Origin of the sequence: Saccharicrinis aurantiacus, assembly GCF_947489045.1 — a bacterium.
GTDB lineage: Bacteria > Bacteroidota > Bacteroidia > Bacteroidales > Marinilabiliaceae > Saccharicrinis > Saccharicrinis aurantiacus.
This window is the reverse complement of record NZ_CANLCN010000018.1, coordinates 95,859-111,644: the sequence shown is the minus strand read 5'-3', so window position 1 is coordinate 111,644 and position 15,786 is coordinate 95,859. Positions and strand designations below refer to the sequence as shown.

Here is a 15,786-nt window from a genome sequence, read left to right as displayed (position 1 = left end):
TGATCCCGTTAGGATTCGAACCTAAGACCCTCTCCTTAGAAGGGAGATGCTCTATCCAGCTGAGCTACGGGACCATCATTATTTTTGATGTTTGCCTTTCTTTTAAAGCGCTGCAAAGATAAACAATTATTATTCGTTAAAACAAATAATCAACAATAAAAAATAGATGTTTTTTTAAGCACATTTGATACAATATTGTATATCATATATTTGACATAAGCGATTATGTATTTTTATTAATTTTACACCCCAAACCATAAACTAAAAATGATAAACACGTTATAATTTCTAGGATATCTGTAGTTGAGCACAAAATTGAGTTAAACTATAACATTATAGTACCTTAGTCACTATTTTTTGTTGGAGTGATAAAAAGAATGTCCTACTTTTGAAAGAATTTTAAATCTCGAATAAATAACTTTTATACTTAAATAATTATTATGAATAAGTGGATAATAGGCATACTTGCAGTTGGCACACTATCATTTACCTCTTGCAAGTCGTTACAAAAAACAGGTTCCTCTAGCTTTGATGATAGCGAATCACCCTATCTTGAAGAAGAACCCATTGTAAAAGAATCAGAACCCAAATCGGATGCCAAACCAATTATAGTTAAAGAGGAAAAGGTTAAAGTTATTGAAGAAAAAAATACAGAATCCTTTAAGTATTATGTGATTATTGGTTCTTTTAAGGTTTTAGAAAATGCTAGAAATTACAAAACCGATTTAACCCAACAAGGTTTTACTCCGGTAATTCTTGAAAATACAGAAGGTTTATATCGTGTTTCTGTTTCTGCATACAATGAAGAAACTAGTGCACGAAACAAGATTGCCAATATTCGTCATCAATACGAAAAGTATAGTGATACATGGCTTTTAAAAGCAAAACAATAAAGTAAGCATAGTAATATTTAAAACTAAAACTTTATTTTTGGCATCATATTACCTAAATAAAATAGATAACATCATATAAAATGTACAAACCAGTTAATTTATCAACCGATATATACTATGTTGGTGTAAACGACCGAAAAACTAGTCTTTTTGAGAATATGTGGCCTTTAGATAAAGGGGTTTCATATAATTCGTATGTAATTGCCGATGAAAAGGTAGCCATAATTGATACTGTTGAAGCAGGACAATTTGAAAAATGGTTGGCCAAAGTTAGAGCAATTTTGAATGGAAGAAATGTAGATTATCTTGTGGTTAACCATATGGAACCAGACCACTCTGGCGCTATACGAATTCTTACTGAGCTATATCCAGAAATGGAAATAATTGGTAATAAAAAAACAATCCCTATGATTGAGGGATATTATGGTATAACTGAGAACTGCAAGCTTGTAAAAGAGGGTGATTCAATTGAACTAGGAAATAATAAACTTTCGTTCTATCAAATACCAATGGTACATTGGCCAGAGTCGATGGTTTGCTTTGAAGAAAATAATCAAATTCTTTTTTCATCCGATGCCTTTGGTAGTTTTGGTACTTTAGACGGTGGGATTTTTGATGATGAATTAGACTTTGATTCATATATTGATGAGATGCGTCGTTACTACTCTAATATAGTAGGTAAATATGGTAACCCTGTACAAAAAGCTTTACAAAAGTTAGGTGGTTTAGATATCAAGATGATTGCTCCCTCACATGGTCCTATCTATCGCGAGAATATAGAGCGAATGATAAAAATGTACGACCAATGGAGTAAGTACGAAGGAGAAGAGGGCGTAGTTATTGCCTATGCCTCAATGTATGGAAATACAGAGGAAATGGCAGAAGTAACTGCAAGAGCCATCGCCGAAGAAGGTATTAAAAACATCAAAGTATACGATGTTAGCAAAACACATCCATCGTATATAATATCAGATATTTTTAAATATAAAGGGCTTATTTTAGGTAGCCCTACTTATAGCAACGAGCTCCATCCAAACATGGAGTCACTAGCACTTAAGTTACAACACATGGGCATTAGCAACCATTATTACGGTGTTCTGGGTTCGTTTACTTGGGCAGGAGCTGCTGCAAAAAAACTAAATGTAGTTGCCGAAACTTTAAAATGGGAGGTTGTTGCTGAAGCAGTTGAAGAAAAGCATGCTTTAAAGGCTGATAAATATGAAGCTTGTAGAGAACTTGGTAAGGCTATGGCCGAAAAGTTAAAAGCTTAATTCTAGATAAAAAAAAATCCCCGTTTGACATTAGCTCAAACGGGGATTTTTTATGCAATAAAAATAGCTATTCAAATAAAGCAGAAAACTGTTCCTTAGAGACTAATATAGGCAGCTGTATAATTGAATTCACAGTTTTGCCCTTTTTTAATGCTGGCTCCCACATTTCCGAAGTTGCTTCTATAGCATTGATAAAAGCGGTATCTAATTCTGATGAAACCCCTTTTACAACTTTTACTTTACTAACCATACCCTGCTTGTTTACTTCAAAGGTGAAGAGTGATTTTTGACTAAAATCTGAGAAGCTAAGCTTATGGGTTTTTGCTACTTCTTTTAAAATATAATCTTGAAAAGATAATGGATTTAATACATCTGTATTTTCAATAGCAAGTTCTAAACTTCCAAGAAAAATAGATGAACAAGTTTTTTTTTCAACTGGCCCTTGAGCAAAAACTAACTGCATACAAGAACCAATAAACAAAGAGAGAATTAGGTGTTTTGTCATAAAAAATAAGTTTAAGGTGAATTATTTAGCTTCTACTAGCAAAGACTGACTAAGTTAAAAGCGCTATTAGGTATTAAATTATAACTTTTAATGATGCATTACTTCATAAATTGATGAAAAACACAAATTCCTCTACGAATTCACTAATTATTGAAACTAGATAAAAAAGGGTAACAAGTACAATACTTGCTACCCCTACCCTTTACTTAAATCAATCGCATTATCCTATTTAACGATACACTATCTATTTGCTCTTCTCATTGCCTGCAACTCTGGTATGTAATGATCAGCCAAAGAACAATTCAACCTTTTTACTCTTCTAAAATCTTTTAATGCCATTTGATATTCTCCATTTTCATAATTCACACAACCTTTCATGTATACTAGTCCTGGATGATTTGGCATAATTCGCATTGCTTGAGCAAATAACCGCTCCGCACCTTTTAAATCACCATTATTATATCTCTCAACACCTTTTGCATATTTCTTAATAGCATATGATTTACTTTCAACCTCTTGTAAATCAAAAACAATAGATAATTCTGATGTATTTTCTATTGATACACCACCTGCTATAGCAGGCTGCCACATACCATTTGTTTTATTAACCGCTTCAATAATAGCTAAATCACATGCTTCTGATAAACTATTAACAATCTCAACATTTTCAACAGTTCCCATTTCTGTAACCTTAAATTCAACTATGGCTACTCCCTCAACAAAGAAATTCTTCATATCCTCAGGGTATTCTAAATTCTCAAGAATATACTCTCGAAAGGTTAAAGGCTCTAACACTTCTCCAAATTCAAATGCCTCCTCCAATGATCCTAGAAAAACTGGTTCAACTTTGGGTGATTTATCTTCCTGCGCTATGGTAAAAAGTGAGACACCCATACAAACTACTAATAATAAAATTGCCCTTTTCATAACTCTGTTGATTAATTAGTAATAAAAGACTCTTAAATCTTTATTACAAATTTATGGCAACTCGGTACTAGTGGCAATAGCATGTTTATGTCATTTTTACACAATTAAATCCCATACTCTTTAGCAAACATGATTAACTCTGAAGTTTTATGCACCTTAAGTTTCTTAAAGATAGATCGTTTATGGTTATTAACTGTATTAAAGCTTCGGTTTAAAGCCATTGCTATTTCTTTTGTAGATAAACTTTGAACCAATAACTTAAGTACTATTAGCTCAGACTTTGTTAATAATGAACCATCAATACTATTCTGATCTCTTTTTAATTCTGATATACATTCATCTAGCTTAGTGTTATTGATTAAAAACTGCTCATCTACTCTGAAAGCGATACAAATAATATGTATCATATCTTCTTGTAAAGCTATCCTCTTCAACCTAATGTACATCCAATTACAAGCTGAATAAAGGTTTACCCTACAAATTACCCCAACTTCGGTATTATGCTGAATCAACAATTTCTTTGTTGCCGCAATTACATCTTCCGAATCTTTTATACTATAGATATCTTCTGGATGAGCAAAACCAAGCTTCAATCTATCTTTTAAATCTAAACCCGTAACCTGAGCATAATTATCTGTAATCCAAATGGGAAGAGTGCGATTTAAATTATCAACTTCCAGTATTTGAACCATGGCAGGTAGGGAGTTCAGAACTTTAAATAAGAATTCATTGCTTTGATCGTTTAATATATCCATTGTATCATTTGTAATACGCGTAGTAGACCGCAAAGGTATTACACAAATAAAGGATAGTCAAGTCTTTTATTAATTCCATCTACCATCAAAAATGAATAGCTATTATATTACCAACTCAGATAAATCCCTTATTTTTGCAAAAAAAGTAATTATGGCAAACAAAGATTATGACCAACTAAAGGCAAAGTTGGAAGAAAACAAAATATGGCCCTTATTATACATGTTTAAATTTATTGCTCCCAATGAAGATGGCAAAGTAAAACAAGTGGAATCTTTACTACCTAAAGGTGGAGAAATATCGCATAAACATACGAAGAACTTAAAATACGTATCGGTTAGTTGTAAGGTTAAAATGCCTAATGCTCAAAGTATTGTTGATGTAATGGAGCGCATTACAAAAATTGAAGGTATCATCAGCTTATAACTATCAAATCGACATCATTTAACACTTAAAACCTCTATTTTAACACAATTAGGGGTTTTTTACATTGAAATTACCATACCTTTACATTCTCTGGCGAGCATTAATCATTACAATAATCTTATAAATGAATGGTTATGAAAGAAACAAAGTTTTGGCAAGATCAAGAAAAGGATTGGAAATTCTATTTTGATGAAGGTAAAAGCTATTTAAAAACTTGTAATAAACTCATTAATAAAAAAGGAGTATTTGATAATGAGTTTATCTATAATTTAGCGGTTTTAGCGGGCGAACGAATAACGCTAGGCATGCTATTGAGCTATAACTATATTCCGGCATCTACAAGTTTATCGGGCATGCTAAAAGAGGGTAAAGAATTATATCCATTGGCAACCGAACTTATTGTTGGGGCAAGAATTATTAATCGTTTTCAAGCATTTTGCTCCCTTGATGTTGTACCACTAACAGCACCAAAAGATGATGAACTTATTGAAGTGGTAAAATACATAAACTCTGTTGATGCATTTTGCTCAGAACATCTGAATCAAGAAGTTTCAGTGATCTAAAACTTTTATTACACCCCAAATTGCACATAAATAATCCCTCAATAGTCCTATTGAGGGATTGTTTTTATATTGAAGTCTACTCCCCTATTGCAAAGATTACTATTCTCTAATTGCAATTAACCAGAAACCATCCTAACTTAATAGCTCCACACATTTATTATCAAGTTCTCATTACTTATTTAGGATACTACCACAATTACTTCCCCTTTTTGTTGACTCTTATGAGCACTTTCCTTAATTTGAACATAATAAATAGGTTACTGTTAATTAAATATTGAAGCAGCAATTTATCTAATCCCATATCAACAACTTAGCATTACATTTTGTCTATATAATACACTAAAAATATAAGATCTAAATTTTAAATTAATTGCTATGAAAAAACTTTGCTTAATAACTCTAATAGCATTTCTAACACTTAACACTTTAGGATTTGCCCAAGAAAGACCCACTCAGTTTGATGCCCTCACTTGGCGGTTTATTGGACCTATCATCGGAAATAGAGGTTCCGTAGTGATTGGGCACCCTACAAAACCAAATACTTTTTTTCATGGTGCAAGCAATGGCTTATGGAAAACGGAAGATGCAGGTACCTATTGGGAAGCTGTGGGTGATGATGATTTTAACTACGGAAGCATTGGGGCGATGGAGTTTTCGGAGTCGAACCCAAACATTGCTTACGTGGGACTAGGAGAACCCCAAATGCGTAATAATGTAAGTTGGGGCGACGGTATATATAAATCTACTGATGGTGGTGATAACTGGTCGCATATTGGTTTAGATAAGGTTAGACACATATCTCAAGTTAGAGTGCATCCAACTAACCCTGATATTGTTTACGTTGGAGCCTTTGGCGATGCTTTTGGTCCTGGGACTAATCGTGGTGTATATCGCACTAAAGATGGCGGTAAAACTTGGGATCAAGTACTCTTTAAAAGCGATAAAGCAGGTGTAATTGATTTGGTTCTTAATCCATCAAACCCTGATGTACTATTTGCTGTAATGTGGGAGTTTGAGCGCAAAGCATGGGGACCAAAAACAGGTGGTCCTGAGTCGGGAATTTACAAATCGACGGATGGTGGTGATAATTGGACTGAAATAACTTATAACAATGGTTTACCTGAAAAAGGGCGTGGTAGAACGGGTATAACCATGTCGGCAGCAAATGCTACAAAAGTATACGCACTAATTGATTCAGAAACTAAACCTGGTTTATATGTATCTGATGATTTAGGAGATAATTGGAGTTTTGTGTCAGATAACTTCCAAATTATAGGGCGCCCATTTTATTACAGCCACATTTTTGCAAGCCCACATGATGCCAACGAGCTTTGGTCCCCAAACAACAGAATGTTTATGAGCAAAGATGGAGGAAAAACTTGGGTGCTCGACCCGGGCATTAAAGACGACTTTCATGATATTTGGATTTGCCCCAAAGACCCAAATAGAATGATTGGCACAAATGATGGTGGTTGCCAAATTAGTATGACTGGTGGTAATACATGGAGTAGCCAACATACACAGAAAAACTCACAATTTTACCGCGTTAATGTAGATAATGATTTTCCTTATAATGTATACGGCAGCGGACAAGATGTTTTGGCGTATAAAGTACCAAGTGCTTCACGTTGGGGAGGGATTTCGGGATATGAAACTACTATTATTGGCAATGGTGAGACCAGTAGCGTTATACCTAATCCGAACGACTTAAACATTGTTTACAATATTTCGGGTGGAGCCCCTATGGGAAGCGGTGCTCCTTTCACGGTTAATAATATCGCAACCGGACAAAACGAAGTGCGTTCAGTGTGGCCTGTTCCTTTGTTTGGCTTAAATGCTTATGATCTAAAATACCGTTTTAACTGGGATTTAGCCTATTTTTTATCTCCTCATGATAATAAAACCTTGTACTTAGGAGGTAATGTGGTTTTTAAAAGTACCGACGAAGGATTAACATGGGAGGTTATTAGTCCGGATTTAACAAATGATTTAAAGGATCGCCAAAAAATAACTGGTACACCTTGGCTATCTGAATACTTTGGTCAGGAGATTTATAGCACCATTAAGCGTCTTGATGAGTCGCCAGTAAAACAGGGTGTAATTTGGGTTGGTTCCGATGATGGAAAAATATCTATTACAAAAGATGGAGGTGCTAGCTGGGAAGATATTTCTATTAAGGATAAAGCATTACCCAAATACTCGCAGGTATACGAAATTGAACCTTCGCCTTATGATGCTGCCACAGCATATGTTGTTTTCTCAAACTTTAACACCTACAATGATTATAAGCCTTACATTTTTAAAACTACCGACTACGGTAAAACTTGGATCAATTTATCTGCCAATTTCCCTCAGGAAGAAATTACACGTACCATCAGGGTGGATAAAGTGCGTAAAGATCTTCTTTTTGTGGGTACTGAAACAGGAGCTTATTATTCACTAAACGATGGTAAAAGTTGGGATAAACTAAAAGCCAACTTACCTGCCGTTCCTGTGGTTGATATTAAGATAAAGGACCATGACATAGTGATAGCTACAAACGGACGTGGTTTTTGGATAATGGACGATATTACACCTCTTCGTGAGTTAGGAACTGAAGCTGCCTCAAAACCGACACACCTCTACCCTATCCAAGATCATACGCGCTTTGGTTATAACTGGTGGTTAGATTATGTACCAGGTGGTGACCCTGCTATGAAAAAGAATTATTTTGTGCAGAATATGCGTCCTGGTTTAACTTATTACGAAGAAAGTTTTAAGCAAGTTAATGGCGAACGCAAACGCAAATTTATAGATGCTGGAGATCCGAAACCTCTTGGACCAACTTTCTATTTCAAGCTTGAGAGTGAACCTAAAGATATTTCAATAGAAATAATGAACAGTGATAATAAGGTAATTCGCAACTACGGCAAGAAGCACATGATGCTTAATTTCAGTAAAGGAGACGACTTCAACAGTGGTTTAAATAAATTTGTTTGGGATATGCGTATTAACATGTTACCACGAGTTCCGAAACGCCCTGCTACTGCAATCATTCCCATAGTAGCACCGGGAGAATATCAGGTTAAATTAACGGTAGATGGTTATAGTGAAACACAGAAGTTTAAAATCCATATGAGTCCAAAAGAAAAATATACGCAGGCTCAGGCCGATGCGAAGTTTGAATTTTGGATGAACATGTATAACTCAGCATCACAAATGACTAAAAATGTAATGGATGCCTTGAAGGTTCGTGATGATGCAAAATCTAAACTTGAAGTTTTAGAGGCTTCTGGTGCTTCCCCTAGTGCAATTAAAAAGGCTCAGAAACAATACGATGTAATTGCCAAAACGGTGAATTCTTACGAAGGCAGCTATGTTTCAACTGGGCGAACTTTGGCTGAAGTAATTAACCTACCGGCAACTATACTATTTAAACTTTCGTTTATGAGCGGCATATTAGACCACTCAGAAGGACCTGTTTCAAACTCAATGAAAACGGAATATAAAGTTTTACTTGATGAAGCTAAAGCTGCAGATTTGAATTATAAAACTGCAATTGATACTGAACTAATAAAGTTTAACAAGCTTGTAAAATAATAACTACTAAGAAACAATACTATGAAAACACTTTTCCCTATTATTCTCATTTGTATTTCGCTTAATATGTATGGAAGCGAAGAAAGCAAAACATGGGACGCCTCAAAGAAAGCCAAGAAGTTTGTAGAAGAAACAATTGTAATTGGCTTTTTTGCCAGCCCTTATGGTGCTGGATGGACAGAAGATAAACATTTACATGATTATTTAGATCGTTCTAGAGAAGCAGGAATTACAGGCCATGATATGACAATTGCAGCAGCTAGTTACACATGGCAAAACTACTTAGATGAGTTGTACAAATGGCGATCTACCATGGCGCAAACCCCTGAGAAATATATTTTCGTGCGTAGTGTGCGAGATATAGAGGCAGCTCATAAACGTGGTAATACCACTGCTGTAATATGGAATACGCAAACGGCATCCATCCTTGATGGGGATATACGGAAAGTTGCACTCCTAAAGGAGCTAGGTATTGCCAGCATGATTTTATCGTATAATGATTTGTTCAGGACAGGGTCTGGAAGTTTGGCCGAATTTAATGGTAACACAACAGGTGTAACTACTTGGGGCTTGAAGGTAGTTGATGAAATGGTAAAATATGGTATTCTAGTAGATTTAAGCCATATGGGCCCAATAATGACTAAAGGTATTATGGATCATATGGATAAAAATCACCCTGGTGTACCTTATGTTTATACTCACTCGTTGCCTATAGGCCTATACAAAGACGAACCCGAAGCTACACACAGAGGTTGTTACCGAAATATAAGCGATGAAGAGGCTATTAGAGCTGCCAAGTCTGGTGGGTTTGTATCTCCTACATTTACAGAATGGATGATGGATGGAATCTGGCCCGATGACATTACGCCTCAACAATGTGCTGATATGATTGACTACTATGTGAAATTAGTGGGCATTGACCATGTGGGAATAGCTTCTGACGATATGTTTACTACTGAACCAACAATGGACTTTGTGGCGAAAAACCCGAACATGTATGATGATGATGGATACATGGTAAATGCATTCAATAAAGGAGCTACAGGTTGTGGCGAACTTGCTAAAATACTACCAGCCATTACCGATGAGCTTTGGAAAAGAGGATACAGCGATGAGGACATCAAGAAAATATACGGTGGTAACAAAATGCGTGTTTACCGCCAAGTATGGGAAGGGAGCAGTCCGGAAAATGCCTCGGTAAATAAACATTAAAGAGCGAAATTTATTGATAAATAAACTAGGTCTATGAAAAACAACATATATATAATCTGTATTTTATTTGCCACATTGACTCTTAATGCACAAGAGCAAGAAGGAAAAAAAAGCAACAGCTTTGTAGGACCGGATAATGTTGAGCGCACATTAGAAGAAGACCAGAAGCCGAAACAACCCTTTTTTGAATTAGGATGGATGCAAGGCTATTTCGGATTAAAAACGGAATTATACGAAAAGACCGGAATCAATTATGGGCTTGACTATAGCGCTGCATACTTTGGTACAAACCATAGTATTGGCCACAATGCTGCAGGAAGTGGTATGGTGCGTTTATATGGTAGCTGGGACTTAATTGGTAAAGGCAAAAACAACACAGGGGCATTTATATTTAAATTGGAGCATAGGCATAAATACACCAATACTTCACTTAAGAATTTTGGTTTTCAATCAGGTTACGTGGGTATGGTTTTGCCTCCATTTAGTGATGATGGCTTTAGAATGACCAACTTTTATTGGCGTCAGCGTTTTGCTAATGGTAAAATATCGATGGCTGTTGGCTTATTAGATGCTACAGATTATATTGATGTGTATGGTTTAGCAAGTCCTTGGATGCATTTCTCTAATTTCCAATTTAGCACTGGTTCTCAAACCATGTTTGTTCCGAATGATGTAAACTTAGGCATTGCACTTGCTGCTTACCTTACCGAAAATATTTATCTGATTGCAGGTATTAATGACACCAACTCAGACCCAACAAAGCCATTTAAAAGTTTTGAAACTTTCTTTTCAGAAAATCAATATTTTAAAAGTATAGAGCTTGGTTGGGTGAATGGCAGAGATCGTCATTACTTCGATAATATACATGTGATGTATTGGCATAGCGATGGCAGCAATTTTCAGGCTTCGCCCGATGGATGGGGTTTAAATTTCTCGGGCACTTGGTTTGTGAATGATAAATTGATGCCTTTTTTAAGAGGGGGTTATGCCGAGGATGGCGGCTCTATACTTCAGAAATCAATTACCACAGGTTTAGGCCACTACTTTGCTGATGGAGGTCATTTACTTGCAGGAGCCATTGGTTGGGGCGAAGTGAATGAATCAACATGGGGTACTGGATTAGACAATCAAATATCAATGGAAGCTTTTTTCCGCTTTCAGATTTCAACAAAGTTTGCGCTTACGCCAGATGTACAGTTTATAATAAATCCGGCCTTAAATTCTGAAGAAGATACAATGTTTTTAGGAGGAATCAGAGCTCGATTGACCTTATAATTCAATTATATATGAAAAGAGCATCGCTTACAAAAACTATAGCATTAAGCTTATTTATGCTTGCCTGTGCCTCAACGTATAGCCAAAATGAAATAGATAGGTGGGACAATTGGCTTATACTAGGTAACAAAATAGTATTTGGCGGTGATAAAGATTATAGGCATTCGCACGAACTTCAGTGGCGTGTTGATAATAACATGCAAAACTTAGATCAATGGTTTTATGAGGGTGTATTTACTTATACGCCTAATAAAAATTGGGAGGTAGTACCCGACTTTAGGGCCAGTGTTCAGTCTGATAGATTAGACTTTAGGTTAGGACTAGGTGCTGTTAATAAGCAATATTTAGGATCGGGAGAAAATGGCTTTAACTCTCAATTTGTTACACAAACAAAGTATCAACTTGATTTTGATAACAAAAACAACGTAAGGCATGGTATTCGGATCGTTTTCTCATACAATTACATTTACAGTAAAAAACTTTTAATTGGCGGTTTGGTTGGGCCATTCTATCGTTGGTCGGAAAACTTTACTGGTATTGAGTTTATAAGGGGCGGGCCAACCTTTACTTATATTTTTGATGAGATTCATACCATTGCTTTTGCTCCCCTATTTGGTGCTGGGAATATAAAACCCAATGGATGGGCTTATTCATTTACACCAATGATTTCGATAATATTTAGAGTAAATAAAGATTATAAATATATACCAGCTAAGTATATAAACTTTTAAAAACACTCCTTATGAAGCTATTTTTATTTTTCATCGGTATCACTATGATTTTTGTAAGCTGCAATGCTCCTTCAGAAAAGAGTACTAAAACACCAGCAGTAAATCAAGACTCGATAAATACAGCGCAGTATGAAACAGAACTACTCAATAAGGAGATGGCATTACTAAAAGACTCCATAGAAGATTCTAAATTAGATGAGAAATCGTTAAAAGCCAACTACCTAAATGAGCGTAAAAAACGTATTGCATTGGAAAAGGATTATGCCGCAGAAACTCTAATTACTGATTCGTTAACAGAAGTGATTCGAAGTAAAGATAAAAGCTTAAGCATGCTAATTGAAAAGAAGCAGCAAAAGCAAGTTCAGAATCAGGAAATAAAAAACTTAATTACCAATTTACATACTGCCATTAACCAACTTAGAAGCGAGCAACAAGAAGGGGCTGTTTTACAATATTTCTTACCTCAATTCTCTATTAAACACGTAAAAATAGATACCGATAATTTGGGTCATATTGCAGAGTATAATCACGAGGATTATAAGAAACATTTAAAGGATTTAAGCAAAGAAAAAAAGAGCAGGTATGTAATTGACAACATTAATATACTTGATATTGAAACCAAGGAAAATAGCTTTTTTAATGCTTTATATAAACTTAAAATGAGTTTGTATGAGAATGATAATCGTAAATACACCACTAATACCATGGTATCATTAACTGGTAAAAGAATAGATGGAGAACTAAAAATAGCCAGTTTCTCTCTGGTTGAGTTCCAATACAAGTAGGGAGTGCAATCTTCTACTTCTTTATTTCTCATCCACGCCCGTGAAATGGCATCAACTATTTGGTGAGGCCATGCTTTTCATTCTGAAGGGGCATCTACATTTGCGTAAGGGTACAACTGGAGCTTATTAAGTTGTATCCTTTTTTCGGGATGGTACTTTTTTGGGATTAAAAGGGCTTCTTTTTTTTCAAGATGGTGTTTTTTTATCCACGATAGAGCATCAACACTTTGGGGATGGCACTTTTTTAGCCCCGATGATGCATTTATTTTTTGGAGAGGGTACTTTACAAACGCAGATGCTCCATCTACATTTTGTGTATGGTACTTTTTAGGCGATGATGAACCTTTTATTTTTTCGGGAGGGGACATTATGATGGCAGATACAGAATCCTTTTTGCGGATTGATACTTTTTAATGCATGGTGGAACATATCGGTTTAGGGGATGGCATTTTTTTGCCTAAAAATGGTTTTACAGCAATGGGATTTGCATTTTTGTTAAAGAAGTTGTTTAAAGAAAAAATGCGGCTGCTATATTGCCTGCGAACCCAGTTGGCTTAGGGACAGAAGCGGCATCCTTTGTGAGCCCTTTTTGGCGAAGCAAAGATATAGCGGATGGCCCGACCCGCAGGGGAAGCCCCAATTGAATAGGTCTGAAAAGAATTGGTGATTGATTATTTGCAGGATGGAACAGGGATAAAAAAACGGCCGATACAGGGTTGTATCAGCCGTTTTGAGTGTATCATGTAGTTGGTATTATTCCCACATTACTGGAATCCAAACCGACATTTCTGATTTTCCGCGATTACTCCATGCAAAATAAGGTATTAACTGCACTTTTGCAGTTTCCCATGTTGGCTTTTGCATTTCGTTATACATTTCTTGGTTTTTATCCTGACGGATTTTGAAATTACCTTCAACGGTTGTTACTCCACCTAAGAAATCGGGTTTGTATGTGGCATCCATTTTGGTGCTTGATGGAAGGTATAAATCTAAGATTTTAGCATTGCTAGGTAAATCAGTCGACTCAGCGCAATATACTACCGGCCCTCTTTTTACGGCTACCTGGTTACGCACTTCTTCAATACGCTCGTGCCCTTCAAGATACTTTACATCCATTGGCATATCGATGGTAATAACATCGCCTTTTTTCCATTTGCGGTCTATTTTAGCATAGGTACCTGGTGTTGCTGCAACTACGGCATCGGTTCCGTTTACCAATAATTTTGAACCTTTTGCCCACTCAGGAATACGCACTTGCACTTCGAAGGCATCTTTTTTACACTTCTCAAGGGTTATATCTACTTTACCCTCCCATGGGTATTTTGTTACTTGAGTAAGCGATAGTTTTGAGCCATCTAACATTTGAGTGTTTAATTTATTTCCGCCGTAAAGGTTTACTGCTACCCCATTATTGGTTAAACTATAGGCCCAACCTGATACTTTGGCAATAGTACGTACTAGGTTTGGAGGGCAACAAAAACACTCTAAGTAAGGCTTGCGATGTTGTACGATATGGGTTTTTGCCATTTTACGCGACTCTAATGAGCGAAGTGGATTGGCGTAGAAATATTTGTTGCCTTGGATATTAATGCCTGACAATGCTGAGTTGTATAATACCAACTCCATAACATCAGAATACTTGGCATCGCCATCGAGACCCAACATACGGTAACTGAACATTGAGTTACAGATATTGGCACAGGTTTCGTTATAAGCCGTTAGGTTAGGCATCATATAATCGTTGATAAATGCCTCGTGAACCATATCAACTCTTGACGAAACACCATGGTGTGTTTGACCGCATGCACCGGTTACATACATTTTTTGATTCACCACGTTAGACCACAAACGATCTAAAGCATCTTTTAACTCCTTTTCGCCTGTTTCAGCAACCACATCGGCCGCACCTGCATAAAAGTACAAGGCCAATACTGCATGCCCTACTGCTTCGTTCTCTTTGCGGATAGGCTTGCGCTCTTGAACCATATCGCCCAGATGCTTATAACTAGCAACTTTTGAAGGCTCTACTTTTTGTGTACCTCGCATGTTGATGAACAATTCTGCTAGATCTAAGTATTTTTTATCGCCCAGAGTACGATACATTTCAACCAATCCCATAATTTGTGTTTGGTTAAAACCGAAACGTGCTAACTCCTTTGGTTTTGGCATAAAAGTATCATATAAGAAATCTGCGTTCTTTTTGGCAATATCCATAAAGTTAGTTTGCCCCGTTATACGATAGTGAATACAAGCACTTGTCATTAAGTGACCTGAATTATACATCTCGTGATATTGACGATTACCAAAACGTTTTTGTCCCTTTATATCAACTGAAGTCTGTAAATAACCATCTTCATGTTGCGCCTTTCCAATAATTGAGATGTACTCATCAAGGCTTTTTAGTATCTCTTTATCTTTATTTTGAGCGTAAATATACATGCATGCTTCCATGTATTTATAAAAGTCGCCATCGTGCCAATTGTGTCCTCCATGCTCACCTTCCTTCATGCCGGCAACAATTTTAAAGTTATTTAGGGCATGACCCACATCGCCACAAAGCACTTCGCCCATATAAGGCACCATAGTTTCTTCACATACTTTCCATTTATCGGCCCAAAACCCCTCTGTCCACTGGCAATCGCCAAAGTTTATGCTTTTAAACTTTACATTCGGACTTTTACTGTTGTCGATAATTCCTTTCTCTTGGGCAAATGCATGGTTACCAACAATTAAACACAAAATTAGCGTTACAATCTTTCTCATTATACTGTTTTTAGTTTATGAAGTTGTTTAAAGTTGTATCGAAAATCTGCGAGTAACACCTTGATTTTATGAGGTTAAAAATATGTATTTTATTTTGTCTCAT

13 protein-coding genes and 1 tRNA gene are annotated in these 15,786 nt (G+C 36.1%); 9 read left to right on the top strand and 5 right to left on the bottom strand.

From position 1 onward, the window contains the following. Window positions 1-74: transfer RNA gene (locus QMO11_RS17760), tRNA-Arg, on the bottom strand. 366 nt (window positions 75-440) lie between these two features. Here QMO11_RS17760 and QMO11_RS17755 point away from each other — a divergent pair. Both QMO11_RS17755 and QMO11_RS17750 read left to right on the top strand, forming a co-directional pair. Beyond that, window positions 441-893, top strand: coding sequence for an SPOR domain-containing protein (locus tag QMO11_RS17755; protein WP_282038882.1), 453 nt, complete (start codon window positions 441-443; stop codon window positions 891-893). 80 nt (window positions 894-973) lie between these two features. Further along, window positions 974-2,164 (top strand): FprA family A-type flavoprotein, encoded by a 1,191-nt coding sequence (locus QMO11_RS17750; protein WP_282038880.1) that lies wholly within the window; start codon window positions 974-976, stop codon window positions 2,162-2,164. Window positions 2,165-2,231: 67 nt separating this feature from the next. On the opposite strand, the gene QMO11_RS17745 is transcribed toward QMO11_RS17750, so the two are convergent. The 3 genes from QMO11_RS17745 to QMO11_RS17735 form a co-directional block, all read right to left on the bottom strand. Beyond that, on the bottom strand, window positions 2,232-2,669 hold the full coding sequence (locus QMO11_RS17745) for an energy transducer TonB (protein WP_282038878.1): 438 nt from the start codon (window positions 2,667-2,669) through the stop codon (window positions 2,232-2,234). Window positions 2,670-2,909: 240 nt separating this feature from the next. Beyond that, complete coding sequence (locus tag QMO11_RS17740) at window positions 2,910-3,596, bottom strand: energy transducer TonB (protein ID WP_282038876.1); 687 nt, start codon at window positions 3,594-3,596, stop codon at window positions 2,910-2,912. A 104-nt stretch (window positions 3,597-3,700) separates the two neighbouring features. Next, complete coding sequence (locus QMO11_RS17735) at window positions 3,701-4,351, bottom strand: response regulator transcription factor (RefSeq protein ID WP_282038873.1); 651 nt, start codon at window positions 4,349-4,351, stop codon at window positions 3,701-3,703. Window positions 4,352-4,502: 151 nt separating this feature from the next. Here QMO11_RS17735 and QMO11_RS17730 point away from each other — a divergent pair, with 151 nt between their 5' ends. The 7 genes from QMO11_RS17730 (at window position 4,503) to QMO11_RS17700 (ending at window position 12,920) form a co-directional block, all read left to right on the top strand. Beyond that, window positions 4,503-4,775 (top strand): DUF493 family protein, encoded by a 273-nt coding sequence (locus QMO11_RS17730; protein WP_075604115.1) that lies wholly within the window; start codon window positions 4,503-4,505, stop codon window positions 4,773-4,775. 134 nt (window positions 4,776-4,909) lie between these two features. Beyond that, entirely contained in the window at window positions 4,910-5,338 is a 429-nt protein-coding gene (locus QMO11_RS17725; protein ID WP_139314998.1) for a hypothetical protein, read from the top strand. Between the two features lie 375 nt (window positions 5,339-5,713). Next, window positions 5,714-8,917 carry a WD40/YVTN/BNR-like repeat-containing protein gene (locus QMO11_RS17720; protein WP_282038869.1) on the top strand — a complete coding sequence of 1,068 codons (3,204 nt, stop codon included), beginning with the start codon at window positions 5,714-5,716 and terminating at the stop codon, window positions 8,915-8,917. Between the two features lie 21 nt (window positions 8,918-8,938). Continuing rightward, window positions 8,939-10,129, top strand: coding sequence for a dipeptidase (locus QMO11_RS17715; protein ID WP_282038868.1), 1,191 nt, complete (start codon window positions 8,939-8,941; stop codon window positions 10,127-10,129). Window positions 10,130-10,162: 33 nt separating this feature from the next. Beyond that, window positions 10,163-11,404 carry a carbohydrate porin gene (locus tag QMO11_RS17710; protein WP_282038866.1) on the top strand — a complete coding sequence of 414 codons (1,242 nt, stop codon included), beginning with the start codon at window positions 10,163-10,165 and terminating at the stop codon, window positions 11,402-11,404. 11 nt (window positions 11,405-11,415) lie between these two features. Then, window positions 11,416-12,135, top strand: coding sequence for a hypothetical protein (locus QMO11_RS17705; protein WP_282038864.1), 720 nt, complete (start codon window positions 11,416-11,418; stop codon window positions 12,133-12,135). A gap of 11 nt (window positions 12,136-12,146) precedes the next feature. After that, window positions 12,147-12,920, top strand: coding sequence for a hypothetical protein (locus tag QMO11_RS17700; protein ID WP_282038862.1), 774 nt, complete (start codon window positions 12,147-12,149; stop codon window positions 12,918-12,920). Between the two features lie 753 nt (window positions 12,921-13,673). Here QMO11_RS17700 and QMO11_RS17695 read toward each other — a convergent pair. Then, window positions 13,674-15,683 (bottom strand): glycoside hydrolase family 127 protein, encoded by a 2,010-nt coding sequence (locus QMO11_RS17695; protein WP_282038860.1) that lies wholly within the window; start codon window positions 15,681-15,683, stop codon window positions 13,674-13,676. Between the last annotated feature and the right edge of the window lie 103 nt (window positions 15,684-15,786).